This window comes from Pseudomonas sp. B35(2017) (genome assembly GCF_002113645.1).
GTDB classification, from domain to species: Bacteria; Pseudomonadota; Gammaproteobacteria; order Pseudomonadales; family Pseudomonadaceae; genus Aquipseudomonas; species Aquipseudomonas ekonensis.
The window spans coordinates 475,011-492,671 of record NZ_NEIZ01000001.1 but is presented as its reverse complement, the minus strand read 5'-3'; the positions used below and the strand labels follow the sequence as shown (position 1 = coordinate 492,671).

The 17,661-nt window shown below is 66.0% G+C and carries 16 protein-coding genes; 3 read left to right on the top strand and 13 right to left on the bottom strand.

Features of this window, described 5'->3' with window-relative positions; all coding sequences use genetic code 11:
- Positions 1–22 precede the first annotated feature (22 nt).
- The 7 genes from CAG41_RS02280 to CAG41_RS02250 all read right to left on the bottom strand — a co-directional run bounded on the left by CAG41_RS02280 (position 23) and on the right by CAG41_RS02250 (position 9,171).
- The gene (locus CAG41_RS02280) at positions 23–580 is read right to left on the bottom strand and encodes a phosphonate degradation HD-domain oxygenase (RefSeq protein ID WP_085580930.1); all 558 of its coding nucleotides are present in this window, start codon (positions 578–580) and stop codon (positions 23–25) included.
- Entirely contained in the window at positions 580–1,713 is a 1,134-nt protein-coding gene (locus CAG41_RS02275; RefSeq protein ID WP_085706668.1) for a TIGR03364 family FAD-dependent oxidoreductase, read from the bottom strand. The genes CAG41_RS02280 and CAG41_RS02275 overlap by 1 nt, the downstream gene beginning before the upstream one ends.
- Positions 1,714–1,885: 172 nt before the next feature.
- Positions 1,886–2,908 carry a putative 2-aminoethylphosphonate ABC transporter substrate-binding protein gene (locus tag CAG41_RS02270; protein ID WP_085706667.1) on the bottom strand — a complete coding sequence of 341 codons (1,023 nt, stop codon included), beginning with the start codon at positions 2,906–2,908 and terminating at the stop codon, positions 1,886–1,888.
- Positions 2,909–2,947: 39 nt separating this feature from the next.
- Positions 2,948–4,672: a putative 2-aminoethylphosphonate ABC transporter permease subunit gene (locus CAG41_RS02265; protein ID WP_085630092.1), complete on the bottom strand. Its 1,725-nt coding sequence runs from the start codon at positions 4,670–4,672 to the stop codon at positions 2,948–2,950.
- Positions 4,672–5,742 carry a putative 2-aminoethylphosphonate ABC transporter ATP-binding protein gene (locus CAG41_RS02260; protein ID WP_085580939.1) on the bottom strand — a complete coding sequence of 357 codons (1,071 nt, stop codon included), beginning with the start codon at positions 5,740–5,742 and terminating at the stop codon, positions 4,672–4,674. The genes CAG41_RS02265 and CAG41_RS02260 overlap by 1 nt, the downstream gene beginning before the upstream one ends.
- A 210-nt stretch (positions 5,743–5,952) precedes the next feature.
- Positions 5,953–6,816: a LysR family transcriptional regulator gene (locus tag CAG41_RS02255; protein ID WP_085630094.1), complete on the bottom strand. Its 864-nt coding sequence runs from the start codon at positions 6,814–6,816 to the stop codon at positions 5,953–5,955.
- Positions 6,817–6,831: 15 nt separating this feature from the next.
- Positions 6,832–9,171, bottom strand: a complete 2,340-nt coding sequence (locus CAG41_RS02250; protein WP_085706666.1) for a heavy metal translocating P-type ATPase — start codon at positions 9,169–9,171, stop codon at positions 6,832–6,834.
- Positions 9,172–9,255: 84 nt separating this feature from the next.
- Between CAG41_RS02250 and cadR the strand changes: the two genes are divergently transcribed.
- On the top strand, positions 9,256–9,705 hold the full coding sequence (gene cadR, locus CAG41_RS02245; protein ID WP_085630098.1) for a Cd(II)/Pb(II)-responsive transcriptional regulator: 450 nt from the start codon (positions 9,256–9,258) through the stop codon (positions 9,703–9,705).
- Between the two features lie 203 nt (positions 9,706–9,908).
- Here the strand turns inward: cadR and CAG41_RS02240 are convergent, their stop codons facing one another.
- From CAG41_RS02240 to CAG41_RS02230, 3 genes are all read right to left on the bottom strand, one after another.
- Complete coding sequence (locus tag CAG41_RS02240) at positions 9,909–10,880, bottom strand: thymidylate synthase (RefSeq protein WP_085580947.1); 972 nt, start codon at positions 10,878–10,880, stop codon at positions 9,909–9,911.
- A gap of 50 nt (positions 10,881–10,930) precedes the next feature.
- A complete protein-coding gene (lgt, locus tag CAG41_RS02235; protein WP_085580949.1) occupies positions 10,931–11,746 on the bottom strand; it encodes a prolipoprotein diacylglyceryl transferase in 816 nt (271 codons plus the stop codon).
- 81 nt (positions 11,747–11,827) lie between these two features.
- The gene (locus CAG41_RS02230) at positions 11,828–12,610 is read right to left on the bottom strand and encodes a sulfite exporter TauE/SafE family protein (protein ID WP_085580951.1); all 783 of its coding nucleotides are present in this window, start codon (positions 12,608–12,610) and stop codon (positions 11,828–11,830) included.
- A gap of 131 nt (positions 12,611–12,741) precedes the next feature.
- Here CAG41_RS02230 and CAG41_RS02225 point away from each other — a divergent pair, with 131 nt between their 5' ends.
- Positions 12,742–13,488, top strand: a complete 747-nt coding sequence (locus CAG41_RS02225) for an NRDE family protein (protein WP_085693806.1) — start codon at positions 12,742–12,744, stop codon at positions 13,486–13,488.
- 35 nt (positions 13,489–13,523) lie between these two features.
- On the opposite strand, the gene ptsP is transcribed toward CAG41_RS02225, so the two are convergent.
- Together ptsP and CAG41_RS02215 are read right to left on the bottom strand one after the other, a co-directional pair.
- Positions 13,524–15,803, bottom strand: a complete 2,280-nt coding sequence (gene ptsP, locus CAG41_RS02220) for a phosphoenolpyruvate--protein phosphotransferase (RefSeq protein ID WP_085580955.1) — start codon at positions 15,801–15,803, stop codon at positions 13,524–13,526.
- Positions 15,804–15,825: 22 nt separating this feature from the next.
- Entirely contained in the window at positions 15,826–16,305 is a 480-nt protein-coding gene (locus CAG41_RS02215) for an RNA pyrophosphohydrolase (protein ID WP_085580957.1), read from the bottom strand.
- 143 nt (positions 16,306–16,448) lie between these two features.
- Between CAG41_RS02215 and CAG41_RS02210 the strand changes: the two genes are divergently transcribed.
- On the top strand, positions 16,449–17,105 hold the full coding sequence (locus CAG41_RS02210) for an HAD family phosphatase (RefSeq protein ID WP_085706665.1): 657 nt from the start codon (positions 16,449–16,451) through the stop codon (positions 17,103–17,105).
- 121 nt (positions 17,106–17,226) lie between these two features.
- Here CAG41_RS02210 and CAG41_RS02205 read toward each other — a convergent pair whose 3' ends face one another.
- Positions 17,227–17,652 (bottom strand): DUF2269 family protein, encoded by a 426-nt coding sequence (locus tag CAG41_RS02205; protein WP_085580961.1) that lies wholly within the window; start codon positions 17,650–17,652, stop codon positions 17,227–17,229.
- Positions 17,653–17,661 lie beyond the last annotated feature (9 nt).

Here is a 17,661-nt window from a genome sequence, read left to right as displayed (position 1 = left end):
GGCGGCCCTGCGGTTCAGCGGTTCAGCCGGCCAACACCCGCGCCGCCTTCTCCTTCAGCAACTGAAGATCCACCACCGGCACCGCCGTCTCCTTCGCCAGCTCATCCCACTGGCGCATCCGCAGGCTGACGGCGCACAACGGATCGCGCTCGAACGCCTCAGCTTCGGCCTCCGTCATCACCCCGCCCTGATACGCCAAGGTGCGCCGGCTGGCTTCGCTCAGGCGTTGGTGATAGCCCGTCTCCCTGAGCGTCAGATAGCGCTTGGCCTGCACGTGATACTCCACCAGCCGCGCGACACGCTCACTGAACCCCGCCTCGCGCAGGTAATCGGCGCCGAGGCGTTCGTGGCTGACCGCGCCGTAGCCGCCCATGCTCTGCGCGCCCTCGGCGCACAGGTGGCCGATGTCGTGGAAGAACGCCGCCAGCACCACTTCGTCGTCAAAGCCTTCGGCCATGGCCAGTTGCGCCGCCTGGGACATGTGCTCGATCTGCGACACCGGCTCGCCGATGTAGTCGCTGGCACCGAAGCGTTCGTACAGCCCGAACACCTCGGCGATCACCTGTTCGTGGCGGCCCATCAGACCTCCTCCAGCAGTTGCGCGACATTGCGCTCGGCCATGGCCGGGCCGACGCTCATGCCCACGCCGGTGTGCATCAGCGCCACGCCGAGCCCCGGCGCCGGCCGCAGGAACGAAAACGGCCCCGGCCCGCGGGCGCCGTAGACGCCCTGCCAGCGCTCGACCACCTGTACCTTGCAGCCGAGGGTGTGCTCGGCCAGGCCGATCATCCAGTCGTCCACCTGTTCGGCGTTGAACGGCGACGGATCCCTGCCGTAATGGTGCGAATCGCCGATGATCAGTTCGCCTTGGGACGTGGGGCTGATCAGCAGGTGAATGCCGTTGTCGTGCAGGTGCGGCGTCTCGCGCAGGATCTGCGCCTGCACCGCCGCCGCTTCCGGCAGGTCGGCGAAGGCGCCGTAGTGCACGCAACTGAGGCCGGTGAGCAGCGCGTGCTGCAGGTCGAGGCTGGCCTGCGGCCGGGCGCGCAGCATCTGCAGGCGGCAGACCTGCGGGTCGAGGGCGGCGATGGGCTCGGCCAGCAGGGTCTGATAATCGTGGCCGGAGCAGACGATGATCTGCCTGGCCGTGAACGTGCCGGCGGTGCTGTGCAGGCGCCCCGGTTCGACGTCGCGCACCAGGGCCGAGAAGTGGAACTCGACGCCCAGCTCGCGGCGCAGCCAGTCGATCAGCGCCGGGATCGCTTCGCGCGAGTACAGCTGTTGGTCGTCCAGGCCGTGCAGCGCGGCGCGGTGATGGCTGAACCGGCCGCCGTACAGGTCATGCAGGGCGGCACCGCGCAGCAGCTCCACGCGGTAGCCGTGCTCGACGGCGCGGCCGGCGCAAAAGGCTTCCAGCAACTGTTCTTCCGCCTCGGTGCGGGCGAACAGGTACGAGCCGTTGCGCTTGAGTTGCAGGCCGGCGAGCTGCGCCCACCGGCCCCAGATCTCGCGGCTGGCCTTGGCCAGCTCCAGCATCGGCCCCGGCGGCTGGCCGGTGACCAGCGCCTGGCCGAAATTGCGCACCGACGCCCCGAGGGGCGTGGCGGTACGCTCGAAGACGCTGACCTTGAGGCCGCGCCGGGCGGCGGCATAGGCGTGGGACAGGCCCAGGATGCCGGCGCCGACGATCAGCAAGTCTTTGTGTTGTGTCATTGAGAGGTGCTCTGAATGAGAGACCGCCATCGCTGGCAAGTCGAATCGTCGAACCGCAGCTCCCACAGGTTTGGTGGTGTCCACACAATGTGTGTTTCACACCGGCCAATGTGGGAGCTGCGTGCGACGATTCGACTTGCCGGCGATGGGGCCCTGTCAGTCGATGAAAATCTTACTTGGCGGCGACTTTCTCGGACTTGCCGTCATAGCGCTTGCGCCACTCGGTCAGGATCTCGTCGCGGTTCTTCGAGGCCCAGGCGAAGTCGTTCTTGATCAGGCGCTGCTCGTAGTCCGCCGGCAGTTCGGTCTGCGGCTTGGCGATGCCCGGCTGGGCGAGCACGGCGAAGTTTTCCTTGTACAGCTCCATGGCCGCCGGGCTTGCGGAGAAGTCGGCGAGCTTCTTGGCCGCCTCTTCATGGGCGGTGCCCTTGATCACGGCGGTGGCCTCGATCTCCCAGCCCAGGCCTTCCTTCGGCAGGATGATGTCCAGCGGCGCGCCCTGACGCTTGAGCTGAACGGCCGGGTATTCGAAGGAAATGCCGATCGGGAATTCCCCCGCCGCCGCCAGCTTGCACGGCTTGGAGCCGGAATGGACGTACTGGCCGATGTTCTGGTGCAGGCCGTCCATGTAGGCCCAGCCCTGCTTCTCGCCGAAGGTCTGCAGCCAGGCGCTGACATCGAGGAAACCGGTGCCGGACGAGGCCGGGTTCGGCATCACGATCTTGCCCTTGTACTCAGGCTTGGTCAGGTCCTGCCAGCTCACCGGCTTGCTCAGGCCCTGCTTTTGGGCCTCGACGGTGTTGAAGCAAATGGTCGCCGCCCACACGTCCATGCCCACCCAGGCTGGCGGATTGGCGGCATCGCGGTAGTTGCCGCCGATCTTGCCCAGATCCTTCGGCGCATAGCTTTGCAGCATGCCCTGCTGGTCGAGGATCGCCAGGCTCGACGCCGCCAGGCCCCAGACCGCGTCGGCCTGCGGGCGCTCCTTCTCGGCCAGCAGCTTGGCGGTGATGATCCCGGTGGAGTCGCGCACCCACTTGATCTCGACATCCGGGTTGGCCTTCTCGAAGGCTTCCTTGTAGGTCTTGAGCTGTTCGGCTTCGAGGGCGGTGTACACCGTCAACTCGGTTTTCGCCGCGAAGGCATTCAGGCTGAAAGCGGCGAGCGCGGCGGCCAGGGCCATAGGCTTGAACATGATCTTTTCCTGTCTTGAGTTGAGGGGATGGGACGGCAATCAATGGCCGGGCGGGGTCTGCCGCCAGGCCTGGGAACGGCGCAGCAAGCCGCGCGAAGCCCACGCCAGCAGCAAGGACACGCCTGCCGAGGTGAACAGAATCAGGGTCGACATCGCCGCTGCGCCGCCGACGTTGCCGGCGTCGTCCATGTTCAGCACCGCCACCGCCGCGAGGATGGTGTCGGGGCTGTAGAGGAAGATCGCGGCGGACACGGTGGTCATCGCCGACACGAACAGGTAGCGCACGATGTCCAGCAGCGCCGGCAGGCAGATCGGCACGGTCACCCGCAGGTAATGGCGGTACAGCGGCGCTTTCAGCGACAGCGCGGCGGCTTCGAACTCGGCGTCGAGCTGGCGCAGCGCGGTGGTGGCAGTCATCTGCGCAGTGGTCAAATAGTGAGCAATGGTGCAGACGATCAGCAGGGTCATGGTTCCGTACAGCACGTGCAGCGGGTTGCCGGTCAGGTTGAAGAAGAAAACGTAACCCAGACCGAGCACCAGCCCCGGCACCGCCATCGGTACGAAACTGAGCATCCTCAGCGTCAGATTCAGCCCGCGCTGGCTGCGGGTCTTTTCCATCAGGTAGGCGCCGGTGAAGATCAACGCGCTGCCGATCAGCGCCGAGCCCAGCGCCATCTTCAGGCTGTTGCCGTAGGCCAGCCAGCCGCCGCCGGCGGTCTCGTCGAACCGGTAATGGTTGAGCGACAGCGACAGGTTGTACGGCCAGAACTTCACCAGCGACGAGAACACGGCCATGCCGAACACCAGCAGCAACGCTGCGCTGATCAGCAGGACAACGCTGAGATAAAAGACATCGCGCTTCTTAGACGGTGCCGGTTTGAACACCTGGGCGCGACCGCTCATGGCGTCGCCATGACGGCGACGCAACCAGGCATCGACGCCGAAACTGAACAGCGCCGGCAGCAGCAGCACCATGCCGATCAACGCGCCGCGGCCGAATTGCTGCTGGCCGACCACCGCTTTGTAGGCTTCCAGCGCCAGCACCTGATAGTCGCCACCGACCACCACCGGCACACCGAAATCGGTGATGGTCAGGGTGAACACCAGACAGAACGCGGCGAACACGGCCTGACGGGTCGCGGGCCAAGTGATGCTGCGGAAGGCTTTTGCAGGACTGGCGCCCATGCTCGACGCAGCGTCGAACAGTCGCGCATCCGCCAGCGACAGGGCTGACAGCAAGATCATCAAAGCGTGTGGGAAGGTGTAGATCACCTCACCCAGAACAATCCCCCAGAAACCGTAAATGTTGTCCGACAGCAGGCCGCGCAGCAGGCCCTGATTGCCGAACAGATAGACCAGCGCAATCCCCGGCAGCATCGATGGCGCCATCAGCGGCAGCAACGAAATCCCGCGCCAGAGGCCTTTGCCGGGAATCAACGTGCGCTGCAAGGCGTAGGCAAACAGGTAGGCCAGCGGTACGACGATGGCCGCGACGCTTAGGGAAACCTTCAGGCTGTTGCCGAGCAGCCAGTGGAAATTGTCGCTGCTCACCAGTTCTTTCGCGGCGAGCCAGCCGCCGCCCTGCCCGGCTTCGCTGCTGAAGCCGCGCCAGAAGATCGCCAAAAGCGGCAGCAGCACCGCCACCCCGAGCAGCACCAGCAACAGGAGCTTGCCGCCGAGCACGAAGATCCGGTCGCCGACCTCGGCCCCGGACACCTGCCGCGCCTGCTTGTGCGGTAGCGGCAGCGCCATGTTCGCGCTCATCAGGCGAACACCTGCAGGCTGCGCGGCGGCAGGGCCACCATGATCTGCTGTGCGCCCAGGCGCGGCATGGCTTCCGGGGCCAGTTCGGCGAGCAGCGCATGGCCCGGCAACTGGTCGAGTTCGAAGCTCATGCGGCAGCGGTTGCCGAGGAAGGTGATCTCACGCACCTTGGCCGGGAACAGGTTTTCCTCGTGCACCAGCGGATTGACGCTGATCGCTTCCGGACGGCAGAACAGGCGGCCGGAAGGACTGTGGACGCTGCCGTCGGCCAGACGCAGGTTCATCCCGCCGACCCGCGCGTGGCTGTCGCTGCTGCGCTGGAACGGCAGCCAGTTACCTTGGCCGACGAATTCGGCGACGAACGGCGTGGCCGGGCGGTCGTAGATCTCCTGGGGCGTGGCGTACTGCTCGACCTTGCCGTTGTGCATCACGGCGATGCGGTCGGCCATCAGCATGGCTTCGTCCTGGTTGTGGGTGACCATCAGGGTGGTGATGCCGAGGCTCCGCTGCAGTTGGCGCAGTTCGGTGCACAGGTGCTCGCGCACCCGGGCGTCGAGGGCCGACATCGGCTCGTCGAGCAGCAGCAGCGACGGCGACGGCGCCAATGCCCGGGCCAGGGCGACCCGTTGCTGCTGACCGCCGGACAGTTGGCCGGGGTACTTTTTCTCGCTGCCGACCAGGCCCACCAGCTCCAGCATCTGACCGACCCGGCGGCGCACTTCGTCGCGGCCGCTGCCGGCCAGGCCGTAGGCAATGTTCGCTTCGACGGTCAGGTTGGGGAACAGTGCGTAGGACTGGAACAGGATGCCGTAGTCCCGGGCCTGGGGCGCGAGGTGGGACACGTCGCGCTCGCCGAGGTAAAGCTCTCCGCTGTCCTGCTTCTCCAGGCCGGCGATGCAGCGCAGCAAGGTGGTCTTGCCGCAGCCCGACGGGCCGAGCAGGCACACCAGCTCGCCGGCGGCCACGTCGAGGGAGACGTTGTCCAGCGCCGTGAACGCGCCGAAGCGCTTTTGCACGTTGCGCACTTTCATCGGTGCGCCGGGAGTGGTCAGGACGGTTGCAGGGTTCATGGACAGGCCTCATCGAGCAGATGGGGGCCATCCTAGGGTTGTAATGCGTCCGTCATATGGCAGCCGGGCAAAAACGGCCGATAGTGGTATTCATGGATTTGGGTTGTCCGGCCCGCCGCCATCGCCAGCAGGCTGGCTCCTACAGGGGAACGCATTTCAATGTAGGAGCCAGCCTGCTGGCGAGGAGGCCGGCACAGGCACCGAAAAGCCTCAGGCTGGGGACATCTCTTGTGCCAAACCCAGAAACGCCGCCGGCAAGCGCGCATTCTTGCGTTCCTTCAGGCAGTAGAGATACTCGGGGATCTGCGGCGCGTTCTCCAGGGTCAGCACCCGCAGCTGCGGATCGTGGGGCACTTCCTGGCGGGCGATGATGCTGATGCCGATGTTGCGCAGCACCGCCTCGCGGATCGACTCGCGGCTGCCGATCTCCAGCAGCGGGCCGAAGCTCACGCCGGCGCCGGCCAGCAGCTCTTCGGTCAGGCGCCGGGTGGTCGAGCCGGACTCGCGCATCAGCAGGGTATGCCCGGCCAGCGCGCTCAGCGTCACATGGTCATGCGCCGCCAGCGGATGGTCGCGATGCACCGCCAGCACCAGCGGGTCGCTGCCGAGCACCCGGCGGATCAGCCGCGCGTCCTCCAGCAACTGCGACGAGGCCGCGACGTCCACCCGGTAGTCCTCCAGCGCTTCGAGCACCTGCTGGGAGTTGCCGATCTCCACCGACACCTCCACCTGAGGCAGACGCTCGCGGAACGCCTTCACCAGGTCGAGGATGTAATACGGCGCGGTGGCGGCGATGCGCAGCGTGCCCTGCACCTGACCGCTGTTGCGCAGGAAGAACTCGATGTCGGCTTCCTGCTGCAGCAGCGCCTTGACCATCGGCAGCAGCCGCGCGCCCTCGTCGCTGACGCTCAGGCGCCGGCCGCCGCGGTAGAACAGCTCCACCGAGTATTGGCTCTCCAGATGGCGGATCTGGGTGGTCACGGTCGGTTGGCTCAGGCCCAGCTTCTTTGCCGCCAGCGTGATGCTGCCCAACCGGGCCACCATGTAAAACGCCTTCAGCTCGGCACTCAGCACAACCGCCCCTCTCTCTTACTTGCGCAGCAGGCGCAAACCGTTGAACACCACCAGCAGGCTGACGCCCATGTCGGCGAACACCGCCATCCACATGGTGGCGACCCCGGCGAAGGTTACCCCAAGAAAGATCGCTTTGATCACCAGCGCCAACGCGATGTTCTGCTTGAGGATTGTCGCTGTGTTGCGCGACAGGCTGATGAATGCCGGGATCTTGCGAAGATCGTCGTCCATCAGGGCGACATCGGCGGTTTCGATGGCGGTGTCGGTGCCGGCCGCCGCCATGGCGAAGCCGATTTCGGCCCGGGCCAGCGCCGGGGCGTCGTTGATGCCGTCGCCGACCATACCGACCCGGTGGCCCTGGGCATACAGGTCTTCGATCGCTTGCAGCTTGTCGGTGGGCAGCAGGTCGCCCTTGGCCTGGTCGATGCCGACCTGCGCCGCGATCGCCTGGGCGGTGTGGACGTTGTCGCCGGTGAGCATCAGGGTTTTCACGCCCAAATCGTGCAATTGGCGAATGGCTTCGCGGCTGGTGTCCTTGACCGTATCGGCCACGGCGAACAGCGCCAGCGGGCCCGAGCGGTCGAGCAGCAGCACCACGGACTTGCCCTGTTTCTCCAGCGCGAACAGCTTTTCTTCCAGCTGCGGCGAGCACAGGCCCAACTCTTCCACCAGGCGGTGGTTGCCCAGGTGGTAAGTCTGGCCGTCCACCTCGCCCTTCACCCCGCGACCGGCCAGGGCGGTGAAGTTATCCACAAGCGGCAGGATCAGGTTCTTATCCACAGCGGCGTTGGCGATGGCCAGCGACACCGGGTGGTCGGAACGCCCGGCCAGTGCCGCGGCGATGGCCGGGGCCAGCGCTTCGGCGGTCGGGTCGAGCGACAGGTAATCGGTCTGCACCGGTTTGCCGTGGGTGATGGTGCCGGTCTTGTCCAGGGCCAGGTAGTCGAGCTTGAAGCCGCCCTCCAGGTACACGCCGCCCTTGACCAGGATGCCCTTGCGCGCCGCGGCCGCCAGGCCGCTGACGATGGTCACCGGGGTGGAGATCACCAGGGCGCACGGGCACGCCACCACCAGCAGCACCAGTGCGCGGTAGATCCAGTCGAACCACGCCGCGCCCATGAACAGCGGCGGGATCACCGCCACGGCCAGCGCGAGGATGAACACCGCCGGGGTGTAGATCTTCGAGAACTGGTCGACGAAGCGCTGGGTCGGCGCCCGCGCGCCCTGGGCCTGTTCGACGGCGTTGATGATCCGCGCCAGGGTCGAGTTGTTGGCCGCCGCAGTCACGGTGTACTCAAGGGAACCGGCCTGGTTGATGGTGCCGGCGAACACTTTGTCGCCGACGGTCTTCTCCACCGGCAGGCTTTCCCCGGTGATCGGTGCCTGGTCGATGGTCGAGCTGCCGCTCACGACTTCACCGTCGAGGGCGATGCGCTCACCGGGCTTGACCCGCACCCGGGCCCCGAGTTCGATGCCTTTGACCTCACGTTCGGCCCAGTTGCCGTCAGCCTGCAACACAGTGGCTTGCTCCGGCGTCATCTGCATCAGGCCGCTGATGGCATTGCGCGCCCGATCCAGCGAACGGGCCTCGATCAGCTCGGCCACGGTGAACAGGAACATCACCATCGCCGCTTCCGGCCACTGGCCGATCAGCACGGCGCCGGTCACGGCGATGCTCATCAGGGCATTGATGTTGAGGTTGCGGTTCTTCAGGGCGATCCAGCCCTTTTTGTAGGTGCCAAGGCCCCCGCTGAGGATCGACACCAGCGCGACGATCGCCACCACCCAGGTCGGCGCGGCATTGGTGAAATGGATGACCTCCGCCGCCAGCGCACCGACGCCGGACAGCGCCAGCGGCCACCAGTGCTTTTTCACCGGCGCCGGGGCGGGCGTCTCGACGCCGGCCTTCAGCGGTTCGGCCTGCATGCCCAGGGACTTGATCGCCTCGGTGATCGGCGCGGTGTCCGCCAGCGTGTGGGTCACGCCGAGGACGCGGTTGATCAGGTTGAACTCCAGTTGCTGAATGCCGGCCAGCTTGCCGAGCTTGTTCTGGATCAGGGTCTGCTCGGTCGGGCAGTCCATCGCCTCGATGCGGAAACTGCTCAGCCGGGCGTCGGCGCTCGGCGCCTCGCTCAATTGAATCAGCGAAGGCATGGCGGCTTTCGATCCGCAGCAGGAATCTTCATTCGAATGAACAGGCGCAGGCGTGAAAACCTTCGATCCGCAGCAGGCGTCGCCGCCGTGATCGTGTTTATGCACAGGCTGCAGTTTCGGGCTGTGGCCATGATCGTGATCATGCTGGTGATCGTGTTCGTCGCCAGGTTTGTGGCTGTGGGTGTGCAGGGAATCGCTCATCGGTCGCGTCCATGAAGGTGCCTGTTGCCAAGTAAAGACCCTGTAGCCACTATAGGGTCAAGCACCCTTTTGGAGATTGCCGTCATGAAGATCGGAGAACTGGCGAAACTCACCGACTGCGCCGTGGAGACCATCCGCTACTACGAACGCGAAAACCTGCTGCCGGAACCGGCCCGCAGCGACGGCAACTACCGGGTCTACACCCAGGCCCACGCCGAGCGGCTGACCTTCATCCGCAACTGCCGCACCCTCGACATGACCCTCGAAGAGATCCGCGCCTTGCTCACCCTGCGCGACAGCCCGCAGGACCAATGCGAAAGCGTGAACGCCTTGATCGACGAGCACATCCAGCACGTGAAGGCGCGGATCGACGGCCTGCTGGCCTTGCAGGCGCAACTGCTCGACCTGCGCCAGCGCTGCGGCGAAGGGCCGGAGGCGGATCAGTGCGGGATTCTGCAGCGGCTTGAAGTGAGCGGCGGGGTTGTCGCGACGGAAGTGGAACACTCCCATGTGGGCCGCAGCCACGGCCATTAAGATCACCGAATATCCCTGTGGGAGCTGGCTTGCCAGCGATAGCGGTCTGTCAGCCGATCCATCCTTGGCTGACACACCGTCATCGCGAGCAGGCTCGCTCCCACATTGTCTTGCAGTGAACGCCACCCCAGCATCCAACCGAACTCCTTGTGGGAGCCAGCCTGCTGGCGATGGCGTCAGCCCAGGCTCTGCGGAGCCGGGCCTCAGACCGCCATCGGCGCGGTCATCGGCGCATGGTGCTCGTAGCCTTCCAGGGAAAAGTCGCTTGGCTCGACCAGTTCCAGCCACTCCGGCTGGTACACGCCGGTCTTGGCGAATTCCGGCACGCGGTCGGAGATCTTCAGTTTCGGCATGGCGAACGGCTCGCGCTTGAGTTGTTCGTTGAGCATGTCCAGGTGGTTCTCGTAGACGTGCGCATCGCCGATGAAATAGGTGAACCAGCGCGGCGTGTAGCCGGTCAGGCGGCCGATCAGGCTCAGCAGCGCGGCGCCTTCGGTGAGGTTGAACGGCGTGCCCAGGCCCAGGTCGTTGGAACGGATGTAGAGGGTCAGGGAAATTTCCTTGGTCTCGACGTTCGGGTGGAACTGGTACAGCAGGTGGCACGGCGGCAGGGCCATCTCGTCGAGCTGGGCGCAGTTCCAGCCGTGGAACAGGATGCGCCGGCTGCCCGGATCCTTGATGATCGTGTCGACGCACTGGCGCACCTGGTCGATGGCCTTGTACAGCACCACGTAGGCCTGGCCGTCCTCTTCGCCCTCGGCGATCTGCCGGTAGCCCTGGCTCAGGGTCTGCTCGATGGCGGCGGCGTTGCTCAGCGGGATCTGCTTGTACGCCGGCCATTTGCGCCACTGCACGCCGTAGATCTCGCCCAGGTCGTCCTCGCCCTGACGGAACGGGTTGGCCAGCCACTGGGCGTTCTCGTTGGCGTTCTGGTCCCAGACCTTGCAGCCCAGCGCCCGGAACTCGGCGGCGTTGTTCACCCCGCGCAGAAAACCGCACATCTCGCCGATGGCCGACTTGAAGGCCATCTTGCGGGTGGTGATCGCCGGAAAGCCTTCCTGCAGGTCGAAGCGCAGCATGGCGCCCGGAAAGCTGATGGTGTTCACTCCGGTACGGTTGGCCTGTTTGGTGCCGTTGTTGATGACGTGGGACACCAGATCAAGATATTGCTTCATGGGTTACCTGTTTCCTTTGAGCCCCGGCGTCCAGCGCCGGGGTCCGTATGTTAAGCCGTCGGAGCGACCGGCGCCGCCGGCGCGCGACGGTAGGCCAGCCAGATCAGGAACAGCCCGCCGACGATCATCGGCACGCACAGCACCTGGCCCATGGTCAGCCAGTTCCAGGCCAAGTAGCCCAGTTGCGCGTCCGGCACGCGGACGAACTCGACGATGAACCGGAAGATCCCGTAGAACAGCGCGAACATGCCGGAGACGGCCATGGTCGGACGCGGCTTGCGCGAGAACAGCCAGAGGATCAGGAACAGCGCCACGCCTTCGAGGGCGAACTGGTAAAGCTGCGACGGGTGACGCGGCAACTGCGCCGGATCGCTGAACGGCGGGAAGATCATCGCCCACGGCACGTCGGTCGGCTTGCCCCACAGCTCGGCGTTGATGAAGTTGCCGATGCGCCCGGCGCCCAGGCCGATCGGCACCATCGGCGCGACGAAGTCCATCAGCTGGAAGAACGACTTGTTGTTGCGTTTGCCGAACCACAGCGCCGCCAGCATCACGCCGATGAAGCCGCCATGGAACGACATGCCGCCCTTCCACACCTCGAAGATCAGCGTCGGGTTGGCGAGGTAGGCGCTCAGGTCATAGAACAGCACGTAGCCCAGGCGCCCGCCGACGATCACGCCCATGGACAGCCAGAACACCAGGTCGGAGAGCTTCTCCTTCGTCCAGGTCGGGTCGAAACGGTTGAGCCGGCGCGACGCCAGCAGCCACGCGCCGCCGATGCCGATCAGGTACATCAGCCCGTACCAGTGGATTTTCAACGGACCGATGGCAACCGCCACCGGGTCGATCTGCGGGTAAGGCAGCATTGCGACTCCTCGTTAGAGTTCAGGTCTTCAACATTCCCGGGGGACGCTGCCACCTCAGGATTAAGTCAGGATTGCGCCGGCTCACAACAGAAAGTTCAGGCCCACGCAGAACAGCAAAGCGGCGAACAGGCGTTTGAGCAACTTCGGCGACAGTTTGTGGGCCAGGCGCGCGCCGAGGCGGGCGAAGACCATGCTGGTCAGGGCGATCCCCAACAGCGCCGGCAGGTACACGAAACCGAGACTATGGGCCGGCAGCAGCGGATCGTGCCAGCCCAGAATCATGAAACTTATCGCACTGGCCACCGCGATCGGCAAACCGCAGGCCGACGATGTCGCCACCGCCTGCTGCATCGGCACGCTGCGCCAGGTCAGGAACGGCACGGTCAGCGAGCCGCCGCCGATGCCGAAGATCGCCGAGGCCCAGCCGATCACGCTGCCGGCCACGGTCAGGCCGAGCTTGCCCGGCACCGTGCGGCTGGCCTTGGGCTTGGCCTCCAGGGCCAGTTGCGCGGCGATCACCAGGGCGAACACGCCGATGATCTTTTGCAGGTGAGGCCCCGAGATCGCTTCGGCAGTCAGCGCGCCCAGGCCGGCGCCGACCAGGATGCCGACCGTCATCCAGACGAAGATCGGCCAGCGCACCGCGCCCCGGCGGTGGTGCTCGCGCACGGCGTTGACCGAGGTGAAGATGATCGTCGCCAGCGACGTGCCCACCGCCAGGTGCGTCAGGATCGACGGATCGAAGCCTTGCAGGGTGAAACTGAACACCAGCACCGGGACGATGATGATCCCGCCGCCGACCCCGAACAGCCCAGCCAGCACGCCTGCGCAGGCGCCCAACGCCAGATAGAGCAGAAATTCCATGACCGCCTCCCCCGACGCGTCCCTAAAACCGGAGCGGCATGGTAACGGATGCGTGGCCTCGGGCTCCACTTGCGATGGATGCGCGGACGATGACTGCGTAAAGTGAGCAAAAAACGCACAAGGACAACCTTATGTGCCTGATCGTTTTCGCCTGGCGGCCGGATCATGCCCAGCCGCTGATCGTCGCGGCCAACCGCGACGAGTTCTACGCCCGGCCCAGCCTGCCGTTGGCCCCCTGGCCGGAGGCGCCTCATGTCCACGCCGGGCGAGACCTTGAGGCAGGCGGCACCTGGCTGGGCCTGAGCGCCCACGGCCGGTTCGCGGCGCTGACCAACATCCGCGACCCCGGCCAGCCGCCGGCGCAGCGCTCACGGGGCGGGCTGGTGGCCGGGTTCCTGACCGGGGAGCTGTCGATCGACGACTATCTGGCCGATGTCGTCGAACGCTCGGCGCAGTACGCCGGGTTCAACCTGCTGCTGGGCAACGCCCACGAACTGTGGCACTTCAACGCCCGCGACACGGAGCCGGTGATGCTGCCGCCAGGGGTCTACGGACTGTCCAACGCCGGGCTGGACACGCCCTGGCCGAAACTGCTCAAGGCCAAGGCGGCCCTGAGCGCGGCGCTGGACGATCCGCAGCCCGAACGGTTGCTGGCGCTGCTGGCCGACGCGCAGCCGGCGCCGGAGGCGGAGTTGCCGGACACCGGCGTGGGACGGACGACCGAGTCGCTGCTGTCGAGCGTGTTCATCGCCAGCCAGAGCTACGGGACGCGGGCGAGCACGGCGCTGATCGTGCAGGCGGACGGCACGCGCCGGATCGTGGAGCGCAGCTTCGGCCCGTTCGGCGGGCATCTCGGGGAGGTGGACCTGAGCCTCTGACGTGGCGAAGGCGCTCGCTCCCTCGCCACATGCCCTCAGGCGGTCTTGACCGGCGCCGGGTTGATCATCCGCGACAGCCCCAGGTTCTTCAGGGCCAGCTGCAGCGAGCTGTGGATGACCTGCGGGTTGTCGATGGTCATCAGCTCCGCCAGCAGGTCCTTGGACTTGCTCAGGTTGATCTGACGCAGCATCCACTTCACCTTCGGCAGGTTGGTGGCGTTCATCGACAGGCTGTCGAAGCCCATCGCCATCAGCAGCACCGCGGCCGCCGGGTCGCCGGCCATTTCGCCGCAGATGCTCACCGGCTTGCCTTCGGCGTGGGCGTCGCGCACCACGATCTGCAAGGCCTGCAGCACCGCCGGGTGCAGGTAGTCGTAGAGGTCGGCCACCCGCGGGTTGTTGCGGTCCACGGCCAGCAGGTACTGGGTCAGGTCGTTGGAGCCGACGGACAGGAAGTCCACCATCCGCGCCAGTTCCTTGGTCTGGTACACCGCCGCCGGAATCTCGATCATCACCCCCACCGGCGGCATCGGCACGTCGGTACCCTCGTCGCGCACCTCGCCCCAGGCCCGGTGGATCAGGTGCAGCGCCTCTTCCAGCTCGTGGATGCCGGAGATCATCGGCAGCAGGATCCGCAGGTTGTTCAGGCCTTCGCTGGCCTTGAGCATCGCGCGGGTCTGCACCAGGAAGATCTCCGGGTGGTCGAGGGTGACGCGGATGCCGCGCCAGCCCAGGAACGGGTTGTCCTCCTTGATCGGGAAGTACGACAGCGCCTTGTCGCCGCCGATGTCCAGGGTACGCATGGTCACCGGCTGCGGATGGAACGCGGCGAGCTGCTCGCGGTAGATCGCCAGCTGTTCCTTTTCGCTCGGGAAGCGCTGGTTGATCATGAACGGCACTTCGGTGCGGTACAGGCCGACGCCTTCGGCGCCACGCTTCTGGGCGCGGGCCACGTCCGCCAGCAGGCCGGTGTTGACCCAAAGCGGCATACGGTGCCCGTCGAGGGTCACGCACGGCAGGTCGCGCAGCGCGTCCAGGCCCAGGGCCAACTGCTTCTCTTCTTCCACCACTTCGGCGAACTGCTTGCGCAGCACTTCGCCGGGGTTGGTGTAGACCTCGCCGCGGTGGCCGTCGACGATCATTTCGATGCCGTCGACCTTGGCGTACGGCAGGTCGACCAGGCCCATCACCGTCGGGATGCCCATGGCCCGGGCCAGGATCGCGACGTGGGAGTTGCCCGAACCGAGCACCGAGACCAGGCCGACCAGCGTGCCTTCCGGCACCTCGCCGAGCATGGCCGGCGTCAGTTCTTCGCTGACCAGGATGGTCTTTTCCGGGTAGACCAGGTTCTGCTGGCGCTCTTCCTGCAAGTAGGCGAGCAGGCGGCGGCCCAGGTCCTTGACGTCCGAGGCCCGCTCCCGCAGGTAGGCGTCGTCCATCAGTTCGAAACGGTTGACGTGATCGGTGACCACCTGGCGCAGGGCGCCCTGGGCCCATTGGCCGGTCTTGATCACGGTGGTGACTTCGCTGCCCAGCGAGGCATCGTCGAGCATCATCAGGTAGACGTCGAACAGCGCGCGCTCTTCGGGGCGCAGCTGGGTCGCCAGCTTGGCCGACAGGGCGCGCATGTCGGCGCGCACGCCTTCGAGGGCGTTCTTGAACAGCGCAAGCTCAGCGTCGATGTCGGCGACGGCCTTGTCCGGCACCACGTCCAGGTCCGCCGGCGGCAGCATGACCACCGCGGTGCCGACGGCCGCACCCGGCGACCCCGGCACGCCGACGAACTTGGCTTCCTGGATGCCCTTGCCCTGACGGCCCAGGCCGCGGATCGAGCCGGTGGCCTCGGCGTGGGCGATCACGCCCGCGAGCTGGGCGCTCATGGTCACGAGGAAGGCTTCTTCGCCTTCGTCGAACTGGCGGCGTTCTTTCTGCTGGATGACCAACACGCCGACGACGCGGCGGTGGTGGATGATCGGCGCCCCGAGGAACGAGGCGTAGCGCTCCTCGCCGGTCTCGGCGAAGTAGCGGTAGCGCGGGTGGTCCGCGGCGTTTTCGAGGTTCAGGGGTTCTTCACGCGTGCCGACCAGGCCGACCAGACCTTCGTTGGGCGCCATGCTGACCTTGCCGATCGAGCGCTTGTTCAAGCCCTCGGTGGCCATCAGCACGAAGCGGTTGGTCTCGGGGTCGAGCAGGTAGACCGAGCAGACCTGGCTGCCCATGGCCTCTTTGACGCGCAACACAATAATCCCCAACGCCGCCTTGAGATCCTTGGCGGAGTTAACTTCCTGGACGATCTTGCGCAGCGTATTGAGCATGGCTCGGGGTCGAACTCCGTCGTCAGTCGCGCGCCAGCAGGCGCGGGGCAAGCTCTTTGAGGGCGCGCCGGTACACCTCGCGCTTGAATGTCACCACCTGGCCCAACGGATACCAATAGCTGACCCAGCGCCAGCCATCGAACTCCGGTTTACCGGTCAAATCCATCCGCACCCGCTGCTCGTTGGAGATCAGGCGCAGGAGAAACCACTTCTGCTTCTGGCCGATGCACAGCGGCTGGCTGTGGGTCCGCACCAGGCGTTGCGGCAAACGATAGCGCAACCAGCCCCGGGTACAGGCGAGAATTTCAACATCTTCGCGCTCCAGGCCCACTTCTTCGTTCAGCTCGCGGTACAAGGCGTCTTCCGGCGTCTCGTCGGGGTTGATCCCCCCTTGCGGAAACTGCCAGGCGTCCTGATTGATACGGCGGGCCCATAGCACCTGGCCGGCGTCATTCGTCAGAATGATCCCGACATTGGGGCGGAAACCATCGGGGTCGATCACGGCAACAACCTCGCAAACGCATGTCGCCGCATTGTTCCACAAAGGTCGTGAAGGCGGCAACGAAGGTTCCCAGCTTATGTGCACTCTTGTGAAAAGACCGTATTCTTGTCCCCTTTTCACTGACTTTTCAGCGGGTAACTGCAATGCGCCTGGCACTCTTCGATTTGGACAACACCCTTCTGGGCGGCGACAGCGATCACGCCTGGGGCGACTACCTGTGCGAACGCGGCTTCCTCGACCCGGTCGCCTACAAGACGCGCAACGACGAGTTCTACCAGGATTACCTGGCCGGCCAGCTGGACAACGCCGCGTACCTGAACTTCTGCCTGGAGATCCTCGGCCGCACCGAAATGGCCGTGCTCGACCAATGGCACAGCGACTACATGCGCGACTGCATCGAGCCGATCATGCTGCCCAAGGCGCTGGAACTGCTGAAGCGGCACCGCGACGCCGGCGACAAACTGGTGATCATCACCGCCACCAACCGTTTCGTCACCGCGCCGATTGCCGTGCGCCTGGGCGTCGAGACCCTGATCGCCACCGAGTGCGAGATGCAGGACGGCCGCTACACCGGGCGCAGCACCGACGTGCCGTGTTTCCGTGAAGGCAAGGTGACGCGGTTGAACCGCTGGCTGGAAGAGACCGGGCATTCGCTGGAGGACAGTTACTTCTACAGCGACTCGATGAACGACCTGCCGCTGCTGGAGCAGGTGACGAACCCGGTGGCGGTGGATCCGGATCCGAACCTGCGGGCCGAGGCCGAGAAGCGGGGTTGGCCTGTGCTCAGCCTGCGCGGCTGATGCCGCCATCGCTGGCAAGCCAGCTCCCACAAGGTTCTGCGGCGAACACAGACCCAGTGAACACTGGAGAGCCCTGTGGGAGCTGGCTTGCCAGCGATTGGCTCACCCCGGGTTCAAGGCCTCAGACAGGCTTGGCCCCCATCAACCCGGCAATCGCCACGAAGCAGACCAGGCCGAACAGCGCCAAGGCCAGGCTGAACCGCCCCACCCCGCCCGGCGCCTTGCGCAGCCGGTTCAGCCGCACCAGCAGCCAGAACCACGCCAGCGCCGCCACGGTGTAGAGCACGCTGGAGGCCAGCAGCCAGGTCTGCCCCAGCGGCCAGCCCACCAGATGCACCATCCACCAGCCGGTGAACGGCATGCTCAGCAGCGCCAGCGCCATCAGCAGCCAGACGAACACCCGCGGCCGCTGCAGCGTGCGGCTGCCCGCGGTGGCGTCACCCTTGCGCCGCGCCAGGAACACCCAGGCGCCCAGGCCCAGCGCGCCGAGCAACAACACGGCCGTCGCCGCCGTGTGCGCCACCTTGAGTGCAGTCAACGTTTCCATGATCCGGTT

Coding starts and splice junctions, on each gene's coding strand:
- ptsP (WP_085580955.1), bottom strand. CDS start 15,803: ATGCTCAATACGCTGCGCAAGATCGTCCAGGAAGTTAACTCCGCCAAG.
- cadR (WP_085630098.1), top strand. CDS start 9,256: ATGAAGATCGGAGAACTGGCGAAACTCACCGACTGCGCCGTGGAGACC.
- CAG41_RS02230 (WP_085580951.1), bottom strand. CDS start 12,610: ATGGAATTTCTGCTCTATCTGGCGTTGGGCGCCTGCGCAGGCGTGCTG.
- CAG41_RS02225 (WP_085693806.1), top strand. CDS start 12,742: ATGTGCCTGATCGTTTTCGCCTGGCGGCCGGATCATGCCCAGCCGCTG.
- CAG41_RS02260 (WP_085580939.1), bottom strand. CDS start 5,742: ATGAACCCTGCAACCGTCCTGACCACTCCCGGCGCACCGATGAAAGTG.
- CAG41_RS02205 (WP_085580961.1), bottom strand. CDS start 17,652: ATGGAAACGTTGACTGCACTCAAGGTGGCGCACACGGCGGCGACGGCC.
- CAG41_RS02240 (WP_085580947.1), bottom strand. CDS start 10,880: ATGAAGCAATATCTTGATCTGGTGTCCCACGTCATCAACAACGGCACC.
- CAG41_RS02270 (WP_085706667.1), bottom strand. CDS start 2,908: ATGTTCAAGCCTATGGCCCTGGCCGCCGCGCTCGCCGCTTTCAGCCTG.
- CAG41_RS02265 (WP_085630092.1), bottom strand. CDS start 4,672: ATGAGCGCGAACATGGCGCTGCCGCTACCGCACAAGCAGGCGCGGCAG.
- CAG41_RS02210 (WP_085706665.1), top strand. CDS start 16,449: ATGCGCCTGGCACTCTTCGATTTGGACAACACCCTTCTGGGCGGCGAC.
- CAG41_RS02250 (WP_085706666.1), bottom strand. CDS start 9,171: ATGAGCGATTCCCTGCACACCCACAGCCACAAACCTGGCGACGAACAC.
- lgt (WP_085580949.1), bottom strand. CDS start 11,746: ATGCTGCCTTACCCGCAGATCGACCCGGTGGCGGTTGCCATCGGTCCG.
- CAG41_RS02280 (WP_085580930.1), bottom strand. CDS start 580: ATGGGCCGCCACGAACAGGTGATCGCCGAGGTGTTCGGGCTGTACGAA.
- CAG41_RS02275 (WP_085706668.1), bottom strand. CDS start 1,713: ATGACACAACACAAAGACTTGCTGATCGTCGGCGCCGGCATCCTGGGC.